Source organism: Achromobacter sp. D7-1, assembly GCF_059760445.1.
The window spans coordinates 86,236-99,740 of record NZ_JCBAMT010000014.1 but is presented as its reverse complement, the minus strand read 5'-3'; the positions used below and the strand labels follow the sequence as shown (position 1 = coordinate 99,740).

The following is a 13,505-nucleotide window of genomic DNA, read 5'->3' as shown; positions in this document are numbered from 1 at the left end:
CAAGTAAGGCGCCACGGCCCGGCTGCGCCGCCGCAGCCGGGCCGATTCGGCTTGGGGCCGCGCACGATCCGACAACAGCCGGGGACCGCCAGGGCCTCGGCCAGCAAGAAGAGTCCAGGAGATATCCATGATTGTTCGAGCACTCGCCATTCTGCCTACACGCCGCCGCGCTCTCGCAGCCTTGTGCGGCCTGGCCGGCCTGCTGGCCGCCGCACACCCGGTCGCGGCGCTGGCCGAGGCATGGCCCGCCAAGCCGATACGCCTGATCGTCGGATACCCACCCGGCGGCGGCACGGACACGGTGGCGCGCATGCTGGCGCAACAATTGGGCCAGGAACTCAAGCAGCCCGTCGTGGTCGAGAACCGCGCCGGCGCCAGCGGCACCATCGCGACCCAGCAGGTCGTGCGGGCCGAGCCCGACGGCTACACCGTGCTGTTCGCCACGGCATCGCCGCTGACCGGGGCGCCGCTCACGGTCAAGGACCTGCCCTACGACCCCATGAACGACCTGATCCCGGTCACCCGCATCGGCGGCGGCCCCTTTATCCTGGTCGCCAACCCGGGGTTCCCGCCCAACACGCTGCCTGAACTGGTGGAGTACGCGCGCAGCCGCCCCGGAGAGGTCAACTATGCCTCGCCGGGCATCATGACCGCCAACTTCTTCTTCTCCGAGCAGCTGAACATGGATGCCGGGATCAAGACCACGAACGTGCCTTACCGGGGCAGCGCGGCGCTGCTCAACGACGTCATGGCCGGCCAGGTGCAGTACACGCTGGACACGCCGGGCACCACGCTGCCCTTCATCCGCAACGGCAAGCTGAAGGCGCTGGCCATCTTCAGCGACCAGCGCCTGGACCGGGCGCCCGAGATTCCCACCGCCAAGGAAAGCGGCTATCCGAACCTGGTCGGCGGTTCCTGGTACGGCTTGCTATTGCCCAAGGGCACGCCGCCCGCGATCGTCGATGGCCTGTACAAAGCCACCAAGACCGCCTTGTCCAGCGCCGACGTGCGCGCCGCCATGGAAGCGCGCGACGTGATGGTGGAAGGCAGCTCCCCCGACGAATTCCGCAGCTATCTGCAATCCGAGTTCAAGCGCTGGCAAGACGTGACGCAAAAGCTGGGCATCAAGCCGCAATGACCTTTTGAACCCGCGCAGGCCAGCAGCAACCTGTTCCGACCGGAGACCTCGATGTCCAATTCCCCCCACGCCCCCGACTTGACCGCCGGCAGCGCCCCCTCTTCCATGCGCCCCGCGCTGGCCGGCCTGAACCACATGATCTCGGCCGGCCACTACCTGGCCACGCAGGCCGGCATGGACGTACTCCAGGCGGGCGGCAACGCCGTCGACGCCGGCGTGGCGGCGGGCATCGCCTTGGGCGTGGTTCAGAGCGACATCGTCAACTTCGGCGGCGTCGCGCCCATCCTGGTCTACCAGGCCAAGACCCGCAAGGTGTGGAGCATTTCCGGGTTGGGCTATTGGCCCAAGGCCGCACGCCTGGAGACCTTCCTGGAAAAACACGCCGGCACGATCCCGGCAGGCGTGCTGCGCACCGTCATTCCGGCCGCGCCCGACGCCTGGATCACCGCGCTGGAACGATTCGGCACCATGGGCTTCGGCGAGGTCGCGGCCGGCGCCATCCGGCTGGCGCGCGAGGGCTTCGTCATGTACCCGCTGATGGCCGAGGTGCTGGCCGAAAACGAAAAGAACTACGCCCGCTGGGCTTCCAGCGCCGCGATCTACCTGCCTGGCGGCAAGCCGCCAGCGGCGGGATCGATATTCCGCCAGGCCGACCTGGCGCGCAGCATCCAGTACATGGCCGACGAAGAACGCGCCCATCGCGGCGACGGCCGGCAGGCCGGCCTGGCCGCCGCCCGCCGCGCGTTCTACGAAGGCGACATCGCCGCGGCCATCGTCAAGTATCACAAGGAAGCAGGCGGGCTGATCACCCACGAGGACCTGCGCGGCTTTTCCGTCGAAGTCGATCCGGCGCTGTCCACCGACTTCCACGGTACGCAGGTGCACAGCTGCGGCTTCTGGTGCCAGGGACCCTCGCTGCTGCAAATGCTGAACATTCTTGAGCCCTGCGATTTGCGCGGCCTGGGCCACAACTCCGCCCCCTATGTGCATCTGCTGACCGAAGCCATCAAACTGGCTTTTGCCGACCGCGAGGTGCACTACGCCGATCCGCGCCATGCCCAAGTGCCGCAAGCGGCCTTGCTGTCCAAGGAATATGCGCGCGCGCGGCTGGCCATGATCGCCCGGGATCGCGCCGGTCCGGACATGCCGCCGGCGGGCGCGCTGCCCGAGGCGCGCGATATCGACCTGCGCGCCGCCGGCCCCGAAGACATGGCGCGCACGGATCCGCGCCTGGATACCTCCTACGTGGCGGTGGTGGACAGGGAAGGCAACGCCTTTTCAGCCACGCCCAGCGACGGTTCCTACAACGTCCCCGTCATCCCGGGAACCGGCATCTGCGCTTCCGGGCGCGGCAGCCAATCCTGGGCCGAGGCCGGCCACCCCTGCGCAATCGGGCCGGGCCGCCGCCCGCGGCTCACGCCCAACCCCTCGCTGGCCATCCGGCCTGGCCAATACGTCATGCCTTTCGGCACGCCCGGAGGCGACGTACAGTGCCAGGCCATGCTGCAGACCTTCCTGAACATGGAGGTGTTCGGCATGGACGTGCAACAGGCGGTCGAGGCTCCGCGCTTTGCAAGCTTCAGCTTCCCCTCGTCGTTCGAACCGCACAACGCCATGCCGGGCCGGCTGATGATCGAAGACATGATCGCGCGCGGCGCGGGCGAAAAACTTGCCGAAATGGGTCATACCGTCAAATGGTGGCAAGGCCACAGCTGGCGGGCCGGCGCCGTTTGCATGGTCAGGCATGACCTGGACAGCGGCGTGCGCTGGGGCGGGGCGGACCCGCGCCGGCCGGCTTACGCGGCGGGGTGGTAAGTCGGCGCGGCGCCCCGAACGCACGACAGGGCCAGGCATGACGCCTGCTGCATCTGCCGAGCCGCCTGGGCGCAATGAGCGGGAACAGCGATTGCTGGTGAACACCAGATACCCCACTAGATGCGCAGACCTGCAGGCGTATCTGCAACCAGTGCGCTTGCTGCGGAACATGCATATGGATCGCGAGGAACTATTGGCACAAATGATCGCCACGCCAGCGATCGACCGGGACTTCAATGACTGGCCCGAAGTATTGGCCAACTATGCCGAATGCCTGGTCGCGCTGCAGCCGAGGCTGCCGCCAGAGGAACTGGAAAGGCTGGTACGCGTCGGCGCGGATTTCTACCGCACGCTGGCGCGCGCCGAACAATACCGGCACATGTCTGTCTGGGACGAGCAGCAGCCCTAATGCTCAGCCGTACGTGTATGAGCGCCGGCGATACGCTTCCTTGACGTAGCGCTGGAGTTCGGCCTCGACCGGCGAGACCGTCGCCGCCGCTGGCTCCGCGTGAGGGTCGAGCAGACGCCGCGCGGCTTCCAGCGTGCGCCGCGCCCTGAGTTCACCCTCGCTCAAAATCTCGATGGAAGGCGCCGTCGTTTCGCGTTCGAACTTGTCCATGACGCTACTCCTGGAAGTAAGGGGATGCAGCAGTCCGCTACATCAGCAAGCGGCGTGCCTGCGGCCTGGGCAGTTCACCCCGTGAGGCGATGGCTGCCGCAAAAAAAGGGCGGCCGATAGCCGCCCTCTTCATCACTTCCGACTTACCAATAGGGATCCTGGTTGTAGTACTTGTGCACGCTCAGCGCCCAACTTTCATCCGCCATCCTGGGCCAATCATCCTTGTCGAAACCCGGCGCGTTCTTCAACACCTCCTTGTCCACGTTCAGGATGAAGCACTTACGGTCCGTGTCCAGGGTCAATGCCGCCCATGGAATGGCAAAAAGCTTGTCGCCCATCCCCAAAATGCCGCCCCGCGACAACACCGCATAAGCGACTCGTCCGCGTGGCACATCTATCATGATGTCCTTGATGGATCCCAACCCCTCGCCCGCCGCGTTGACGACGTCGTTGCCCTCCAGGGTGTCCGCAGCCATGACTTCCGGGCCAGGCCCGGTTGCCGAGTCCTTGGGCCCGCCAACAATATTGGTTTGATGCTCCATGCGTTTCTCCTGTGCGGGGCCGATCCCCACGTTGAAATCCGATTGCGGCGGCACCCTGTGCGCCGATCCGGGACAAGTACTCCAGCAAGCGCCATGCCCATCGGGCGCCGCCCGCGCCCGTATCTCCGAGGCGCCCCTTGCCGCGCGCACCGACGCTACGGTTGCGCCGATTTTGCTGCCTTGGACTGCGCACCGATGACTGCGGTCGGTACATTTTTCCCATGCACGCAGCTGCCCATCAGGCAAGTGGCAATGGGCACGGCGCTTGCGGGTTGCATCCCGCTATCCCACATAGGAGCGTATTCATGAAAATCCGAGCCCTTACCTACGCGCTGGCCCTGTCCGCCGGACTGGCTTCGGCCGGTGCGCTGGCGCAGTCCGCCATGCCCACCTCGCCCTCCAACACCCCCAACGACGGCACTGCCGTTCCCCCGAACCAGCCCGTGCCTCCCGGACAAATACCGCCCGCGCCGAATGCGACGCCCAACACGCCGACCAATCCGCCCAATATGAACAAGGGCGATCACACCAAGTCCGACAAGCACACGACCGACAAGCAGGGCCGTCACCGCGAGGCCAACGACAACGTGCCCGGCACCAAGGGCGGCGGAGCCACGCCGCCTGCGGGATATCCCAACACCGGTGGCTCCAAGTAAGTCCGCCGCTACGGCAGAACTGGCAACCGCCAAAAAGGTTGTTTAGTTTTGTGCAGTAGCGCCGGCATGTTCTTCACACTCCTTAAAAGACCTCGGAAAGATTCGTTCGACTCGATCGATACATTGCGCGGCAGCGGTCCCTGGACCCCGAAAAATCGCTGCCGCGCAAACGAGGCCACCCATGCCGGAAGTCGTTGTCTATGTCAGAAGCCAGCCTCGGCTGGGCGACCAGATCGTCGCCCTGCCGGCGCTTTATCAACTGAAAACCTGGTGGGCGTCCAGGCGGATCCGGGTGGTCGCCCGCGACGACCTGGCCGGCTTTTACCGGGGCGTGCCCTGGGTCGACGAGTTCGTGCGCGCCGCCACCTTCGGCGACTATCTGCGCACGCTAAAGAAGAACACCCCGGTCTGCGTCAGCCTGCATCACAGCAGCGAGCGCTTTGGCCTGCTCAATCTGCTGCGCCGTCCCGCCTTGCGCTTCGGCTTTCGCAACGAGCGCGTAAGCGATCTGGTCTGGACGCATTGCCACCGCAAGAACATTGCCGAATACATCGGCCTGGCCAATCTGCGCCTGCTGGCGTCCTATCGCGGGTTCGACGCCGAGCTCGCGGCGCGGCGCTGCTTCCAGGCGCTGGCGCGCCCGCATATCGATGAAGCGCCGCGCGCCGACGTGGTGCTGATACCCGGCGGCGGTTCAGGCGAGTTCAAGCGCTGGAGCCTGCTGAACTATCTGCGCCTGGCCGAGAGGCTCAAACTCCTGCTGGGCCAGCACACCCGCTTCCTGTTCGTGCTGGGAGAACAGGAAACCGTCGAACGCGACAAACTCGAAACCTTGCGGCGCCCGGAGTTCTCGATCGCCTATTGCCGCTCCGTGCCGGAGCTCAGCGCCATCATGCTGCGCGCGCGCCTGGTCGTGGCCAACGATTGCGGCCCCTCGCATATCGCGCAAGGCGCCTGCGTGCCCTATGTCGGCGTTTTCAACGAGTCCAATCCCGAGTGGTTCTGGGACCGCCCCTACTCCGCCGCAGTCGTTCCCCGCCATCCCCGCGAAGGCATCAACGCCATCACGCCCGACGACGTGCTGGCCGCCTGCCGCAAAGTCCTGGAGCATCATGCGCATCCTGCATACGTTGGCTGAACGCAGCCTGGGCGGGCTGGAATTCCGCGTCCTCGAACAATCGGCATGGCTGCAACGCCACGGCTACGAAGTCGCCATTGCCGCTCCCGCGGACAGCGAAATCGGGCGCGAAGCGCGGCAGCGCGGTCTGCGCGCCGTGGACATCGCCTTCGACTCCGCCTACTCGCCCGCCACGGTCCTGAAGCTGCGCCGCGCCGTCAAGGCGCTGCGCATCGACATCATCGACAGCCACAGCCGGGCGGACGGCAAGACGGCCGCGCTGTGCCGCGACCTGTGCGCGGTCGTCAGGACGCGCCATTTCGCCAAGCCCATGCGCTCCTCGCCGCGGCGCCGGCTGGAATGGAAACTCGGCTGCGACCACGTCATCGCGACCAGCCTGCTGGGCAAACAGGAAATCCTGGCCGCGCGCCTGGCCGCCCCCGAACAGATCAGCGTGGTCGGAGAATGGGCCGCCGACGAGTTCTTCCTGCCCGGCGACACGCCGCAGGCGCGCCTGCGCACCCGGCAAGCTCTGGGCATGCGCGCTCCCGACAGCGCCTGCGTCATCGCCACCATAGGCATGCTGCGCCCCGAGAAAGGCCAGTCCGACCTGCTGCGCGTGGTGCAGCAGCTGCGCGCCCAGGGCATGCCCGCCATTGCGCTGGTGGTCGGCATGCCCACGGCCAGTACCAAGCCCTATGCCTATGCATTGCATCAACTGACTGTCGACCTGGGCATATCCGAGCATGTGGTGTTCGCAGGCCATCGCAACAATGTTGCGGAAATGATCCGCGCCGCCGACGTGGTGCTGGTGCCTTCGGCCACCGAGGCCTGGTCGCGCGTCGTGCCCGAGTCCTATGCGGCGCGGCGCCCCGTGGTCGCCAGCGATGTCGGCGGGCTGCCGGAAATCGTCACACCAGGCCAGACCGGCTGGCTGGCGCCGCCGGGCGACGTCGCCGCTTACGCAAACCGCATCATGCAGATCCGCGGCAACCCCGCGCAGACTGCGGCCATGGTCGGCAACGCCCGCGCCTACGCGGATGCGAACTTCCGCTTGGCGGGCAAGATGTTCAGCACCCTGGAAGCGTACAAGCGCGCGCTGCGCCCCGGCTGACGGACGATCGTCACGGCGAAAGCGCTATCATGGTGCCCCCGATTTGTTTACCCGATTCAGTACCGTGACCAAGCCCGCCCTACTGCTCGTCCTGGCAATCGCCTTGACGGGTTGCTCCAAGCAGGAAGAAACACCCTGGGAACGGCTGCAAGCCGCCACGCCGAAACTGCAGCTGGACGCCAATACGCCCGAAGCGGCGGTGAAGTCCTGGTGGCAGGTCCGCGACGCGCACGACCGCTACACCGCCACCGCCTGCAAGGAAATGGCCGAGCTGTACCGTCCGTTCAGCGCGGCCGAAGACTCCCTGTCCACGGCGCAGCTCCAGGCGCGCCAGAACGGCGACGAAAAGTGCAGCCTCGAAACCTACGAGCGCAGCGTCGTCAACGTCGACGTCCAATCCGACACGCGCGCCTTCGTCGTCGCCCAGATCCGCAACACCACGCCCTCCACCCCCGGCTTCCCCGTCGACAATGACGAGCGCGACCGCAAGGAACGGGGTGTGCGCATGCAGTACCTGCTGGAACGCGCCGACCAGACCCAGGGCTGGAAGATCGCCCAGGTATTTGGCCGCAACCGCTACTGCGAAGTCGCGCCGGTCAACGGCTGGTGCCCGCTGTACAACCGCGCGGCGGGGTCGGCGAATAGCTACGTCTTTGAGTTCAGCCAGTAGCCGAGGCGCGGGCAGAAGCGCGATCTGCCCGCAAGTGTCGGTGCCCTCTGGTCAGGCATCCAGGATGACAGCGGGCCGTACCCGCAGCGCCTTGCCCAGCGTTCGCGCGACCGGCGATGCCTGCGCGGCCCCGCGGACCAGATCCAGCTGCGCCGCCGTCAGCGCCGCCGCGAAGCGCAAGCTGACCTCGAATCCGGTTTCGTGGTCCAGGCGTTCGATGACGACATCCACCGTACTCTCGCGCAAGGCGATGCCCGCCCGCTCCGCGGCCATGTCGATGGACATGCAGACACAGGCCGCGAGCGCGCTTTCAAGCAACTCGTGCGGCCGCATGCCTGTGTTTCCTCCTTTGTCGCCCTTGCGTGTGTCCGAGAGCAGGACATTCTGCCCGTTCGTTACCTCGACACCATAAGGCTCGCCCAGCCGCTTCGCCGTCACCATGTCAGTCTCCTGTTGTGGAATGAAAGGCATGACAGGCTAAGCCCCGATTGGACGTCGAGGAAGGCCTGCGGAGGTACTGGTACCGGCAGTGACAGGGTGGGAGGTCGCATCCTCCTTCTGTCGCAGCCATTGCACGGGCGAAAGCGTGGGGCTTGTGCTGATGCGACCGGTCCGCGCCCAGGGCTCCACGCGCGCCGATTGCGGCACATAGTCGGCAACCTGAAGGCTTTTCTCCGGCAGCCCCCTACCACCCACCTACTGCACAGGCGACAGGTTCGCCGCCTTCGCCGCTGCGGCATACATCGGAATCTCCCGGGCCATGGTGTCGGCCAGGACCTGCGGCGCGCTCCCTACGGGATCGATGCCCAGTTCCAGCAAACGATTGGCCACGGCGGGCTCGCGCACGGCGAGGGATACGGTGGTCTGCAGCTTCTCGATGACGGCTGGCGGCGTACCCGCCGGGGCGTACAGGGACGACCAGAATGACATGGCGAAGCCCGGCGCGCCGGACTCCGCGACGGTAGGCACGTCGGGCAGCAAGGTAAAGCGCTTCGCCCCCGTGACGGCCAGCGCCTTCAGTCGGCCGCTGCGGATCTGCGGCAATACGGCAGCGGTGTCGATCAGCGCAAAGTCGATCTCATTGGCCAGCAACGCAGCAACCACGGCGGAGTTCCCTTTGTAGTTGACCACCTCCGTTTCCAGGCCGACGCGCTTGGCGAAGAGTCCGGTAGCCAGCTGGAAGGAGTTGGCGCCCGAGCCCGCGAACAGAGGCTTGCCGCTCTTGTTGCCCTGGCCCACCAGATCGGCCACCGAGCGCGCCGAGCTGTCCGCCTTGACGGTCAGGATCATCGGAATGTCTCCGACGAGGGAGATCGGCGCGAAATCGGCGACGGGGTCGTAGTCCAGGTTGTTGTAGATGGCCGGATTGACGGTCATGCCGCTGCTTGGCCCCACCAGCAGGGTGTAGCCGTCCGGCTCGGCCCGCTTGACCGCGCCGATGGCGATGGCGCCGCTGGCGCCCGGCCGGTTCTCCACGATGAAGGGCTGACCCAGGCGGCGTTGCAACTGCTCGGCCATCAGGCGCGCCAGGATATCGTTGCCGCCGCCAGGCGCGAAGCCCACGATCATGCGTACGGGCCGCGCCGGATAGTCTTGCGCCGCGGCGCCACAAGCCGACACTGCGAGCACAGCACCTGCCCACAAAGATAAAAACCGTTTCATGCCACACGCTCCATTCGTTGAACCTAGTGCGCCGTTACTGGGGAATGCACGAATGGCCCATTCTCCACCGCCTCGCTACATTGGGCACGACCCAAGGTGCCAGCCGATGCGGCTGGCAGCGACAGCGCGCAACGTATCCCGGAGCCGAGATGGCACCTGAATGGCACAACTGGAGCACCCACGATCACGGCCAGCACGCCCTGGCGTTCTGGCAGGATGCGGTCTGCGCTGGTGTGCTCGATTCTGAATTCCGCGCCGAACCCGACGCCGGATTCGCGGGCACGATGTTCAGCCAGAACCGCGCGGGAGTCCGGCTCGTGAACTTCGCGAGCTCCCCGCACATGATCCGGCGCTCCCAGCGGCAGGTCAGCCGCCTCAATGGCGATCACCTCATGCTCAGCCTGCAATTGCAGGGCAGCGCCTTGATGTCCCAGGGCGACGAGCAGTTGTGCCTGCGGCCGGGAGAATTCGGGCTGCTCGACACCGGGTCCGCATTCGACATTACGTTCCCGGAAGCGACCTCGCGCCGGCTGGTCCTGTTGCCGCGCCACGCCTTGAGCGCGCGCGCCCCAGGCATGCGGCGGCTGCGCGCGCCGGCCAGCCTGCCGGCCGACATGCCATTCGCGCCCGTGCTCACCGAAGCCATGCGCCTGCTGACCGATACGGAGGTCAAGCTCCAGGACCGCACCGTCGACACGCTGCTGGATGCCGTCATCGAAATCGTCGCGCTGCAGTGCTCATCCATGGCGGACGCCGCGGCGCCCCCTTCCACCGAACTGAGCTTCGTCGGCGTGAAGCGCCACATCGATACGGCAATCGCCAACCCGGACCTGTCGCCCGCAACCGTGGCCGCCGCCTGCCGCATATCGGTCCGCACCCTGCACCGCCTGTTCGCGCGACATGCCGCGCTGTCGTTCGAGGCCTACGTGGTGCAGGCCCGCCTGGCGCTCGCGCATGAGCTGCTGGCGGCCGGCAAGACCCGCACGGTCAGCGAGGCCGCCTTCGCCTGCGGCTTCAACAATCTCTCCCACTTCACGCGACGCTTCTCCGAGCGATACGGCGAATTGCCCGTCAATCTGCTCAAACAAGGGCAGACTCGCAGCTGAATGACGCCCTGGGCGGCGTCCACTGGCGCGCTGGGTACAGCCCCGTGCAGCTCCCGACGGCAGAATGAGCTTCATCCCGGCCCTGGCCGGCAAGCTTCCGTCGCACCATGCCCAAGACCATCTCCATCCACCGCCAAGACGCGGTCCGCGCCGCCACCGAGAGTTGCGTGCATTTCGGCTTCTGCACCGCGGTCTGCCCTACCTACGTGCTCGATGGCGAAGAGCTTGATTCACCGCGCGGCCGGATCGCGCTGGCGCGCGAGATGCTGGACAGCGGCGATGCGCCCAGCCCGGCCGCCGTGCGCCATCTGGACCGCTGCCTGTCCTGTCTGTCGTGCGAAACCACTTGCGCGGCCGGCGTCTCGTATCACGCCATCATCGACGGCGCCCGCGAGCACATCGAAAAAAGCAAGGCGCGCCCGCTGACTCAGCGCTTGCTGCGCTCAGCGCTGGCCCGTGTGCTGACGACTCCCGCGCTGCTGCGTCCCGCCGCAGCCGCAGGTCGCTTGCTACGCGGCGTCACGGGCCGCCTGGGCGGGCCGCTGGGCGCTTTGGCCTCCCTCTCCAGCGCCCCCGCGCTGGCGGCGTTCGCGCCGCGGGCCGAGGCCGAACCACAGCCGCCCGCCAACGCGACGCGCCGCGTGGCGCTGCTGGACGGCTGCGCCCAGTCGGTGCTCGGCGCCGAGATCAACGCCTCGGCCAAGCGCCTGCTCACACGCGCTGGCTACGCCGTCGTCGCGGTACCCGGTGTGCAATGCTGCGGCGCACTCGAACTGCACATGGGACGACGCGAGGCCGCCACGCGGCACATGAAACAGGCCGTCCGCAGCTGGTCGGCCGCGCTGCAGGCCGGGCACATCGACGCCATCATCAGCACCACCTCAGGCTGCGGTTCCGTTATCAAACGTTATGAAGAACTGCTTTCCGACCGCCCCGAACTGTCGGCGCAAGTGCGCCTCGTGGTCGATGCCACCCAGGACATCGCGCAGATCGCCGCCGGCCTGCCGCTGACCGCCAGCGGCTCGGCGCTAGGCCTGGCCGTTTCCTATCACGACTCCTGTTCGCTCAAGCATGGCCTCAAGATCGAACGGCCGCCGCGCCGCGCGCTGGGCAAGCTGGACATGGAAGTGCGCGACATCGCGGAATCGCACCTGTGCTGCGGCTCGGCAGGGACCTACAACATTCTCGAGCCGGCCATCTCGGACCGCCTGGGACAGCGCAAGGCAGGCCACGCCTCGGCTGGCCAGCCGGACGTGATCGCCGCCGGCAACATGGGATGCCTGGTGCAGATCTCGCGCTTCACGTCCGTGCCCGTGGCGCACACGGTCCAGTTGCTGGACTGGGCCACCGGCGGGCCGCCCCCGCGCGGCCTTGAAGACTTCCGGCCCAAGCCGCCACAGGCGGCGGCCAACGCTCCAACTCCGGCGGCCACGCCGGTTCCGACAACCGCCGGCAGCGGCGATCTTCTGTGGTGAAAGACGAATGCCTTCCAATGACCCTATCGTAGATTTCGCCCATGCGGCGGCGGCCGAGCTAGGCGCGGACGCCATCACGCTGGGCGACGACGTCCTCGGACGCTACGGCGAACATACGCTGCCCAGCGCCGACGTGCGCCCCGGCGCCGTCGCCTATCCCGACTCGACCGAGGCCGTGCAAACGCTGGTGCGCCTGGCCAATCGGTTCCGCGTTCAGCTCTATCCCATCAGCAATGGCCAAAACATCGGCCTGGGCACCCGCTCGCCCATCCGTCCCGGCCAGGTGGTGGTGGACCTGGGCCGGCGCATGAACCGCATCCTGGAAGTCAACGAGACGCTGGGCTATTGCGTGCTCGAACCCGGCGTGAGCTTCCGCGCCATGCACGACGAGCTGCAGCGCCGGGAAAGCAAACTGATGATCTCGCCCACCGCGGGCCCGTCGCAGGGCAGCATCCTCGCGAACGCCCTGGACAAGGGCGGCGGCAGCGGCGCCTACGCCGATCATTTCGGCATGAGCTGCGGCATGGAGGTGGTGCTCGGCAATGGCGACGTGATCCGCACCGGCGACGGCAGCCTGGCCGGGTCCTCGCATCCCAACTGGCACGTTTCCAAATACAGCTTCGGCCCGACGCTGGACGGTCTGTTCTCTCAATCCAACTTCGGCATCGTCACCCGCGTGGGCATGTGGCTCATGCCGCGGCCGCCGCATATCGAACCCTTCTTTTTCACCTTCCCCGACGACGAAGACCTGGGGGAGATCGTCGAACGCATCCGTCCGCTTAAGCTGAGCAACTTCGTGCCGACGCTGATCCGCGCCACCAATGACTTGTATCTACTGTCCTCGGCGGCCACCAACCCGGAATACACGGCCAACGGCGGCAAGCGCGCGCTGTCCGACGAGGGCCGCGCCGCGCTGCGGCGGCAGTATGACCTGGGATCCTGGACCGTATCAGGCGCCGTGTACGGCGCCAGCCGTGTCGCCGTACAGCCCCAGATCGACCGCATCGCCCAGCATTTCCTGGCCTCGGGCAAGGGACGCCAGATTCCCATGGAGGAAGCTGAGGACATCGGCCCCCTGCACATCGCCATCAACTCCAACACCGGCGTGCCGACCGACAGCGAATTGAAGATGCTGGGCTGGCGCCCGGGCGGCGGCGCGATCTGGCTGTCGGCGGGCTCCCCCGTCGCGGGCGACATCGTCAACGACTTGCAGGCGCAGGCGCGCCGCATCTGCCACGACCACGGGCTGGAATACCTGCTGTCGAACGTTTGCGGCGCGCGCTTCGCCCGCGCCATCCACGCGATCATCTACAACCGCGAAGACGCCGACGAAACCGCCCGCGCAGACGCCTGCTACCGGGCGCTGGCCCAGCTGTTCGCCGAGCGCGGGATCTTCGTAGGCCGGGCGCCGACCATGTACCACGGGTTCCATCAGGCCCAGCGCATGCCGGAGTTCGTGTCTGCCTGCGCGTCGATCAAAGCCGCGCTGGACCCGAATGGCGTCATCGCCCCGGGCAAATACGGCATCGAGTGAAGATGGACTCCCGGGGCGTGCTGCGCCCCGGGCAGCGGCGGGCAGCACGCCCCCCTT

14 protein-coding genes are annotated in these 13,505 nt (G+C 67.0%); 10 read left to right on the top strand and 4 right to left on the bottom strand.

Annotated features, from left to right (window positions below; translation table 11 throughout):
* Positions 1-127: 127 nt before the first annotated feature.
* The 3 genes from AC6LKD_RS09105 to AC6LKD_RS09095 all read left to right on the top strand — a co-directional run bounded on the left by AC6LKD_RS09105 (position 128) and on the right by AC6LKD_RS09095 (position 3,362).
* Complete coding sequence (locus tag AC6LKD_RS09105; RefSeq protein ID WP_498115958.1) at positions 128-1,138, top strand: Bug family tripartite tricarboxylate transporter substrate binding protein; 1,011 nt, start codon at positions 128-130, stop codon at positions 1,136-1,138.
* A gap of 51 nt (positions 1,139-1,189) precedes the next feature.
* Complete coding sequence (locus AC6LKD_RS09100; protein WP_498115957.1) at positions 1,190-2,953, top strand: gamma-glutamyltransferase family protein; 1,764 nt, start codon at positions 1,190-1,192, stop codon at positions 2,951-2,953.
* 175 nt (positions 2,954-3,128) lie between these two features.
* On the top strand, positions 3,129-3,362 hold the full coding sequence (locus AC6LKD_RS09095) for a hypothetical protein (RefSeq protein WP_013395318.1): 234 nt from the start codon (positions 3,129-3,131) through the stop codon (positions 3,360-3,362).
* A gap of 3 nt (positions 3,363-3,365) precedes the next feature.
* Here AC6LKD_RS09095 and AC6LKD_RS09090 read toward each other — a convergent pair whose 3' ends face one another.
* Positions 3,366-3,572, bottom strand: coding sequence for a hypothetical protein (locus AC6LKD_RS09090; protein ID WP_013395319.1), 207 nt, complete (start codon positions 3,570-3,572; stop codon positions 3,366-3,368).
* A gap of 143 nt (positions 3,573-3,715) precedes the next feature.
* On the bottom strand, positions 3,716-4,114 hold the full coding sequence (locus tag AC6LKD_RS09085; protein WP_013395320.1) for a PRC-barrel domain-containing protein: 399 nt from the start codon (positions 4,112-4,114) through the stop codon (positions 3,716-3,718).
* Between the two features lie 305 nt (positions 4,115-4,419).
* Between AC6LKD_RS09085 and AC6LKD_RS09080 the strand changes: the two genes are divergently transcribed.
* The 4 genes from AC6LKD_RS09080 to AC6LKD_RS09065 all read left to right on the top strand — a co-directional run bounded on the left by AC6LKD_RS09080 (position 4,420) and on the right by AC6LKD_RS09065 (position 7,671).
* Entirely contained in the window at positions 4,420-4,770 is a 351-nt protein-coding gene (locus AC6LKD_RS09080) for a hypothetical protein (protein ID WP_013395321.1), read from the top strand.
* A 181-nt stretch (positions 4,771-4,951) separates the two neighbouring features.
* The gene (locus AC6LKD_RS09075; RefSeq protein WP_498115956.1) at positions 4,952-5,908 is read left to right on the top strand and encodes a glycosyltransferase family 9 protein; all 957 of its coding nucleotides are present in this window, start codon (positions 4,952-4,954) and stop codon (positions 5,906-5,908) included.
* The gene (locus tag AC6LKD_RS09070; RefSeq protein WP_498115955.1) at positions 5,883-7,001 is read left to right on the top strand and encodes a glycosyltransferase family 4 protein; all 1,119 of its coding nucleotides are present in this window, start codon (positions 5,883-5,885) and stop codon (positions 6,999-7,001) included. Before AC6LKD_RS09075 ends, AC6LKD_RS09070 begins: the two co-directional genes overlap by 26 nt.
* A gap of 64 nt (positions 7,002-7,065) precedes the next feature.
* Positions 7,066-7,671 carry a hypothetical protein gene (locus AC6LKD_RS09065; RefSeq protein ID WP_498115954.1) on the top strand — a complete coding sequence of 202 codons (606 nt, stop codon included), beginning with the start codon at positions 7,066-7,068 and terminating at the stop codon, positions 7,669-7,671.
* A gap of 51 nt (positions 7,672-7,722) precedes the next feature.
* Here the strand turns inward: AC6LKD_RS09065 and AC6LKD_RS09060 are convergent, their stop codons facing one another.
* Both AC6LKD_RS09060 and AC6LKD_RS09055 read right to left on the bottom strand, forming a co-directional pair.
* The gene (locus AC6LKD_RS09060; RefSeq protein ID WP_498115953.1) at positions 7,723-8,112 is read right to left on the bottom strand and encodes an OsmC family protein; all 390 of its coding nucleotides are present in this window, start codon (positions 8,110-8,112) and stop codon (positions 7,723-7,725) included.
* 255 nt (positions 8,113-8,367) lie between these two features.
* The gene (locus tag AC6LKD_RS09055) at positions 8,368-9,333 is read right to left on the bottom strand and encodes a Bug family tripartite tricarboxylate transporter substrate binding protein (protein WP_498115952.1); all 966 of its coding nucleotides are present in this window, start codon (positions 9,331-9,333) and stop codon (positions 8,368-8,370) included.
* Between the two features lie 149 nt (positions 9,334-9,482).
* Here AC6LKD_RS09055 and AC6LKD_RS09050 point away from each other — a divergent pair, with 149 nt between their 5' ends.
* From AC6LKD_RS09050 to AC6LKD_RS09040, 3 genes are all read left to right on the top strand, one after another.
* Positions 9,483-10,439, top strand: coding sequence for a helix-turn-helix domain-containing protein (locus AC6LKD_RS09050; protein WP_013395327.1), 957 nt, complete (start codon positions 9,483-9,485; stop codon positions 10,437-10,439).
* A 107-nt stretch (positions 10,440-10,546) separates the two neighbouring features.
* Entirely contained in the window at positions 10,547-11,914 is a 1,368-nt protein-coding gene (gene glcF, locus AC6LKD_RS09045) for a glycolate oxidase subunit GlcF (RefSeq protein WP_498115951.1), read from the top strand.
* A gap of 7 nt (positions 11,915-11,921) precedes the next feature.
* Entirely contained in the window at positions 11,922-13,448 is a 1,527-nt protein-coding gene (locus tag AC6LKD_RS09040; RefSeq protein ID WP_492276690.1) for an FAD-binding oxidoreductase, read from the top strand.
* Positions 13,449-13,505 lie beyond the last annotated feature (57 nt).

Excerpts from the sequence above, each read along its gene's own strand:
- AC6LKD_RS09105 (WP_498115958.1), top strand. The coding sequence starts at position 128 with ATGATTGTTCGAGCACTCGCCATTCTGCCTACACGCCGCCGCGCTCTC.
- AC6LKD_RS09100 (WP_498115957.1), top strand. The coding sequence starts at position 1,190 with ATGTCCAATTCCCCCCACGCCCCCGACTTGACCGCCGGCAGCGCCCCC.
- AC6LKD_RS09095 (WP_013395318.1), top strand. The coding sequence starts at position 3,129 with ATGGATCGCGAGGAACTATTGGCACAAATGATCGCCACGCCAGCGATC.
- AC6LKD_RS09090 (WP_013395319.1), bottom strand. The coding sequence starts at position 3,572 with ATGGACAAGTTCGAACGCGAAACGACGGCGCCTTCCATCGAGATTTTG.
- AC6LKD_RS09085 (WP_013395320.1), bottom strand. The coding sequence starts at position 4,114 with ATGGAGCATCAAACCAATATTGTTGGCGGGCCCAAGGACTCGGCAACC.
- AC6LKD_RS09080 (WP_013395321.1), top strand. The coding sequence starts at position 4,420 with ATGAAAATCCGAGCCCTTACCTACGCGCTGGCCCTGTCCGCCGGACTG.
- AC6LKD_RS09075 (WP_498115956.1), top strand. The coding sequence starts at position 4,952 with ATGCCGGAAGTCGTTGTCTATGTCAGAAGCCAGCCTCGGCTGGGCGAC.
- AC6LKD_RS09070 (WP_498115955.1), top strand. The coding sequence starts at position 5,883 with ATGCGCATCCTGCATACGTTGGCTGAACGCAGCCTGGGCGGGCTGGAA.
- AC6LKD_RS09060 (WP_498115953.1), bottom strand. The coding sequence starts at position 8,112 with ATGGTGACGGCGAAGCGGCTGGGCGAGCCTTATGGTGTCGAGGTAACG.
- AC6LKD_RS09055 (WP_498115952.1), bottom strand. The coding sequence starts at position 9,333 with ATGAAACGGTTTTTATCTTTGTGGGCAGGTGCTGTGCTCGCAGTGTCG.
- AC6LKD_RS09050 (WP_013395327.1), top strand. The coding sequence starts at position 9,483 with ATGGCACCTGAATGGCACAACTGGAGCACCCACGATCACGGCCAGCAC.
- glcF (WP_498115951.1), top strand. The coding sequence starts at position 10,547 with ATGCCCAAGACCATCTCCATCCACCGCCAAGACGCGGTCCGCGCCGCC.
- AC6LKD_RS09040 (WP_492276690.1), top strand. The coding sequence starts at position 11,922 with ATGCCTTCCAATGACCCTATCGTAGATTTCGCCCATGCGGCGGCGGCC.